The sequence below is a fragment of the Mucilaginibacter sp. P4_G9 genome (assembly GCF_056400985.1).
Window position 1 is genome coordinate 1 of sequence record NZ_JBFUKF010000337.1, and the last position, 5,457, is coordinate 5,457.

The 5,457-nt window shown below is 42.2% G+C and carries 4 protein-coding genes; 3 read left to right on the forward strand and 1 reads right to left on the reverse strand.

The features are described 5' to 3' along the window. From AC1DPZ_RS21080 to AC1DPZ_RS21090, 3 genes are all read left to right on the forward strand, one after another. On the forward strand, positions 1-519 hold a 519-nt coding region (locus AC1DPZ_RS21080), incomplete at its 5' end, for a CBS domain-containing protein (protein ID WP_477407118.1). Positions 520-724: 205 nt separating this feature from the next. Continuing rightward, on the forward strand, positions 725-1,534 hold the full coding sequence (locus AC1DPZ_RS21085) for an AraC family transcriptional regulator (RefSeq protein ID WP_477407120.1): 810 nt from the start codon (positions 725-727) through the stop codon (positions 1,532-1,534). Positions 1,535-1,599: 65 nt separating this feature from the next. Further along, the gene (locus AC1DPZ_RS21090; protein ID WP_477407122.1) at positions 1,600-3,042 is read left to right on the forward strand and encodes an alpha/beta fold hydrolase; all 1,443 of its coding nucleotides are present in this window, start codon (positions 1,600-1,602) and stop codon (positions 3,040-3,042) included. Positions 3,043-3,167: 125 nt separating this feature from the next. Here the strand turns inward: AC1DPZ_RS21090 and AC1DPZ_RS21095 are convergent, their stop codons facing one another. Beyond that, positions 3,168-5,342, reverse strand: a complete 2,175-nt coding sequence (locus tag AC1DPZ_RS21095; protein WP_477407125.1) for a glutamine synthetase III family protein — start codon at positions 5,340-5,342, stop codon at positions 3,168-3,170. Positions 5,343-5,457 lie beyond the last annotated feature (115 nt).

A 5,457-nucleotide genomic window follows, 5' to 3' on the forward strand; every position in this document is an offset into this window, starting at 1 on the left:
GCTATATCATACATCATATCGCGTCTTTCATCGCCCCATAATATTTACTGGCAGCACCTTATTCACGAAAAAGATATCCATCCGGGCCAGGATTACAGCATGTTAAATGCTATAGTGATGGATAGCATCATCAACAAAAAATACACCGCGGTTGATAAGCAAACAACGGTTAATGATTTTTATAAGATCCTGGCTAAAACTGATGCCAATATATTCCCGGTATTAAATGAGGATGGGCTCCTGGAAGGAGTGGTGCTGATAGATGATATCCGCCGGCGCCTGTTTAACCAGGAGATTGCCGATGATACTATTGCTGATATTATGACTGCCGCGCCAACCGTAATTGATTATGATCAACCAGCCAGTACCGTAATGGAAACCTTTGATGCTATTGATGTATGGCAGCTGCCTGTAATAAAGGATGGCCTGTTTATAGGTTTTATATCTAAATCGGCGCTGCTGAATAAGTATCGCCAGGTAATTATTGAACAGCATAAGGCGAGTGACTTGTTTGCGTAAGAATAAATTTAATTATGCACGAATTTCACTTATTAAAACGAATGCCACTAATTCAGCCGGATATTACCATTTGATGAGATCATCGGCATCCGCTGATTTAAATAGGTTCGGAATATTCGAAAGTTTTTAAGAAATAAATTGTTGCTTAGCTGTTTAGCGAATGATTACTTATATTTACTTTGCTTACAAAGTGGGGGCTTAAGCTATGGTCGAGATATTTCAGAATATTCGTAAAATATATGATTTTGTAGCGCCTTGTGAAGAATTGGCCAATTATATTGAGTTTTTCTCTGAGTCATCTTTAGCTAAAACCCGGCAATATTTCCAAAACGAACATTTCTCTGTTAAAATGTTTGCCAGCTGGACACCCACTTTTTATATCAATCTTGGTGCACCTTACTATATTGATTTGGCACATTCACGTTACCTGGTGAAGGCAGGTGAGGATATTCTGATACTAAGAAACAACACGGTTGAGCGTCACAATCAGCCTGCAGATAATATTTTTACCGTTAAATTTTATCCGGGTGGTTTAGAGGCGATTTTAGGTTTAACCCAAATTACCCTGGCAGATAAGCTTATTAATTTAGCGCAAATTTTACCCGGCAGTTTATTAGCCAAAATAAGGCAGCCTATTGTTTTTGAAGAACGGATAAACCTGATGCAACAATATCTTTTAAATGCCTGCAGGAAAAACAACCATAAAGATCATTACCTGGGCATGGTAAGCGATGCTATAGGCGAGTACCAGACTACGGGCATGCAATTAAATACATCGGCCGTAGCCGGGCGGCTATTTATCAGTTCTAAAACTATCAACCGGTATTTTCATCGAACCGTGGGTATTTCTCCGAAAAATTATTTTTCGATATTGAGGGCGCGGGCAGCTTTAACCCAATTTATAAAAGCCAAAAACAGCTTTGTACCTTTTGATTATGGTTATTATGATATGAGCCATTTTTATAAGGACGTAGTAAAATTCACCGGGCAAAAATTAACGGACAACCAACTGTAAATTGTCCGTTTTTTACTTTCTTTAGGTAGTTGTAATGTATTTCTTTGTGTAAATTGTTATTATCAATGAAATCACTTGCAATTGCTTTTCTGCTATCTTTCGTTTTTGTTCGGGGTGCAAACAGTCAAACCTACCAGCCTGTTATAGAGCAGGCCGTTTCTACCATAAAATATGATGCGCGTTTAATTGCTAAATATGGCTACCTGGTTGTACCCGAAAACCGGCAAAGACCACAGGGACGCAAAATAAAGATGCCTTTTTTGTTTATCCGCAAACCCGATCAGGACGCTAAACGAAACATTTCCCTTTATGCAACCGGCGGCCCTGGTTATAGCACCATTACCGGCCGCGATAGTATTGGTTATAACTCCGGGTTTTTAAAGTTTGGTGGGTTTATTTTTTTCGACCAGCGGGGAACTAAACTGGCGCAGCCTTGCCTGGATTGCATGGATGTTAACGAAGCGGTTAAAACAAGCTACAGAAAGGGGTTAAATAAAGATAGCCTGGTGCTTGCAGCAATAAAGCACTGCCATGACAGGTTCACAGCCAAAGGCATTGATCTGTCTGCCTATAATACCGAAGAAAGCGCAGAAGACATTAACGATTTACGCCTGGCCCTGCACCTGGATTCGCTTAATTTGATAGGGATATCCTACAGCGGAGGATTGATGCTGAGCGCGGCGCGCAAACATCCCGAAGGTGTGCGCGCCTTAATACTTAACTCACCATTACCAGGGTTTGCGCGTTATGAAGAAGATGGCTTACTAAATATCAATGAAGCGTTGGAACAGGTATTTGCCAACTGCGAAGCCGATTCGGCAGCAAAGCCTGCTTATGCAAACCTAAAGGCGCGGTTTCACCAGTATTTTACCGCGGTTAGCGGCAAAAAGTTCACGCTTAACTACCTGGAAAAAGGCGGTCGCGACAGTTTAAAAATCAGCTACAATAAAAATGATCTGCTGGATGCTGTGATCAATCGCTTGAACAGCGGCCAGGTGAGTGCAGTACCAGCTGTTATCAATGATATCATTAGCGGCAAACACCGGGCCTATATTCGCGAGCAAGTGGATGGCGCGTTTGGCGGTGATCAGTCGGTATCATTAGGAATGCGTTATTCAGTGTATTGCACTGAGCAGATCATGTATTCAGATCCGGCTTTAGAAAAACAGCAGCACGACATATTGCCCTGGTTAGCGGGTTATCCATTCAATGATGTAAACCATGCCATATGCGATTGCTGGAAGGTAAAGCCAGAGCCGGGAATAGTTAAAGCGCAGGTATATTCTGCCGTCCCGGCGCTTATATCGGCCGGAGATATCGATCCGTGGTGCCGGCCATTTTATAACAGACTGATTAAACGTTATATGCCAAATGCCCGGTTATTGATAATGCATAATAAAGGGCATGCGCCGGGCTACTATGCTGACGGGGTTGATTATTTGAAATTGTTTATGGATCATCCCTACAATAAACTTGTTTCACAGTCAAAGGATGTGATTGTGGAGTAAGCGGAGTGTTTTATTGATAATTATTAAAAATGGTTTATCAGAACAAAAAATGCCACTAACTCCTAAAAATTAGTGGCATTCCTATTTTATTCGTAAAAATTCGCCTTTATTCGTGAAATTCGTGTCTATTTAATAAACAACAGCTCCCTGAATTTTGGTAACGGCCATAATCTATCGTCAACAAGTTGTTCCAGTTTATCTACCCGGTAACGGATAGGCGCGAAGAATGATTTTACTTTTTCATCATACTCAATGGCGCGCTGACGGATATCTTCGATAGCATTGGCTTTTTTGCGCTCATCAACCATTTGTTCCACATTGGTTTTAATGAAGTTTACGTGTTCGGCTATTTTGTTGATAATATCAAGCTGAGCTTCGTAGGTTGATGCAGCAAGGCCAAGGTCTTTTAATCCCTTTACATTCTCAATAAGCTTGGTTTGATAGCCAACAGCTGCCGGTATAATTACGTTTAAAACCAACTCGCCAATTACGCGCGCCTCTATTTGTAGTTTTTTGTAAAAGCTATCCAGTAAAATCTCATGACGTGCGTGGGCTTCGCGGGGCGTAAACACGCCTGTTTCGGCAAACAGGATCTCCGATTTTTCTGACAGGAGCGAATCAAGTGCTTTAGGTGTTGTTTTTATATTGGCTAAGCCCCGTGCTGCCGCTTCTTTTTCCCATTCCTCGCTATAGCCGTTRCCCTCAAAACGAATGTTTTTTGATTCCTTGATGTATTTTTTAATAACGATCAATAAAGCAAGGTCTTTCTTTTCACCTTTTTTAATCAGCTTATCAACATCGTACTTGAATTTTTTAAGCTGATCTGCAACAATGAGGTTTAATATGGTCATTGGGCTGGCCGAATTGGCCGATGAGCCAACTGCCCTCAGCTCAAACTTATTGCCTGTAAATGCAAATGGCGAAGTGCGGTTACGGTCAGTATTATCGGGTAATATCTGCGGAATCTTAGGGATGCCCTGCCATAATAAGTTGTCCTCTTTTATTTTTTTGCTGATCCTGGAGGTTTCTATCTCATCCAAAACATCGTTTAACTGGCTGCCCAGGAAAATGGATATAATGGCAGGGGGCGCCTCGTTGGCTCCCAAACGGTGGTCGTTATTAACCGATGCTATAGAAGCCCTCAACAAGTCGGCGTGCTCATAAACCGCTTTTATGGTGTTCACAAAAAACGTAAGGAACATAAGGTTGTTCTTAGGCGTTTTGCCCGGAGATAACAGGTTTTTCCCCGTATTGGTTATCAGCGACCAGTTGTTGTGTTTACCGGATCCATTAATACCTGCATACGGTTTTTCATGCAGCAATACCTTAAAGTTATGCCGCCTGGCCACACGGTCCATCAAATCCATCAGGAGTTGATTGTGATCAATGGCCAGGTTTATTTCCTCATAGATAGGTGCGCACTCAAATTGCGATGGCGCAACCTCGTTATGCCGTGTTTTTAACGGAATGCCTAATAATAAAGCTTCGGCTTCCATATCCTGCATATAGGCGTATACGCGTTCAGGTATCGAGCCAAAATAATGATCTTCCAGTTGCTGGTTTTTGGCAGATATATGACCAAAAAGCGTACGGCCGGTTAAATACATATCGGGGCGCGCGTTAAATAAGGCAATATCAACCAAAAAATATTCCTGCTCCAGGCCCAATGAGGCGTTCACCTTCTCAATTCCTTTATCAAAGTAATGGCACACATCAACAGCCGCTTTATCCAGCACGCTTAGTGCCTTTAATAAAGGCACTTTGTAATCAAGAGCCTCGCCGGTGTATGATACAAATACAGTTGGGATACATAAGGTACGCGCCATTAAAAACGCGGGCGAAGAAGGGTCCCAGGCTGTATAACCGCGGGCCTCAAAAGTATTGCGGATACCGCCGCTCGGGAAGCTGGATGCATCCGGCTCCTGTTGAGATAAAGCATCGCCGCTAAAGCGTTCAATTGCACCACCATCAGCAGTGGGCTCAAAAAAAGCGTCATGCTTTTCGGCGGTAGTTCCGGTAAGGGGCTGAAACCAGTGGGTATAATGTGTTGCCCCTTTCCCTAATGCCCATGATTTCATGGCCGATGCTATCTGTTCAGCCAGGTCGCGGGGGATGGGTTCACCTTTTTCAATAGAGTTTACTATACCCTGGTATGCCTCTGTTGAAAGGTATTCTTTCATTTTCTTTTTATCGAAAACATTGGCGCCAAAATAATCGGAGATTTTTGCAGCAGGTGGTTTAACTTCAGGGATGGTTCTGTTCAGAACATCCTGCAGTGCTTGAAATCGAATGTTGGACATAATTATATGCGGTTTAATATAAAGGCAAAACCAAAAATAGAACTATCCTTTAAATATGCATCAAAATTTAATGAAATATATAGAAGGAAGTGATAAAGGCCAGCCGGTTCAATAA

Bases quoted from the DNA above. Each gene is read 5' to 3' on its own strand.
- AC1DPZ_RS21090 (WP_477407122.1), top strand. From the start codon at position 1,600: ATGAAATCACTTGCAATTGCTTTTCTGCTATCTTTCGTTTTTGTTCGG.
- AC1DPZ_RS21085 (WP_477407120.1), top strand. From the start codon at position 725: ATGGTCGAGATATTTCAGAATATTCGTAAAATATATGATTTTGTAGCG.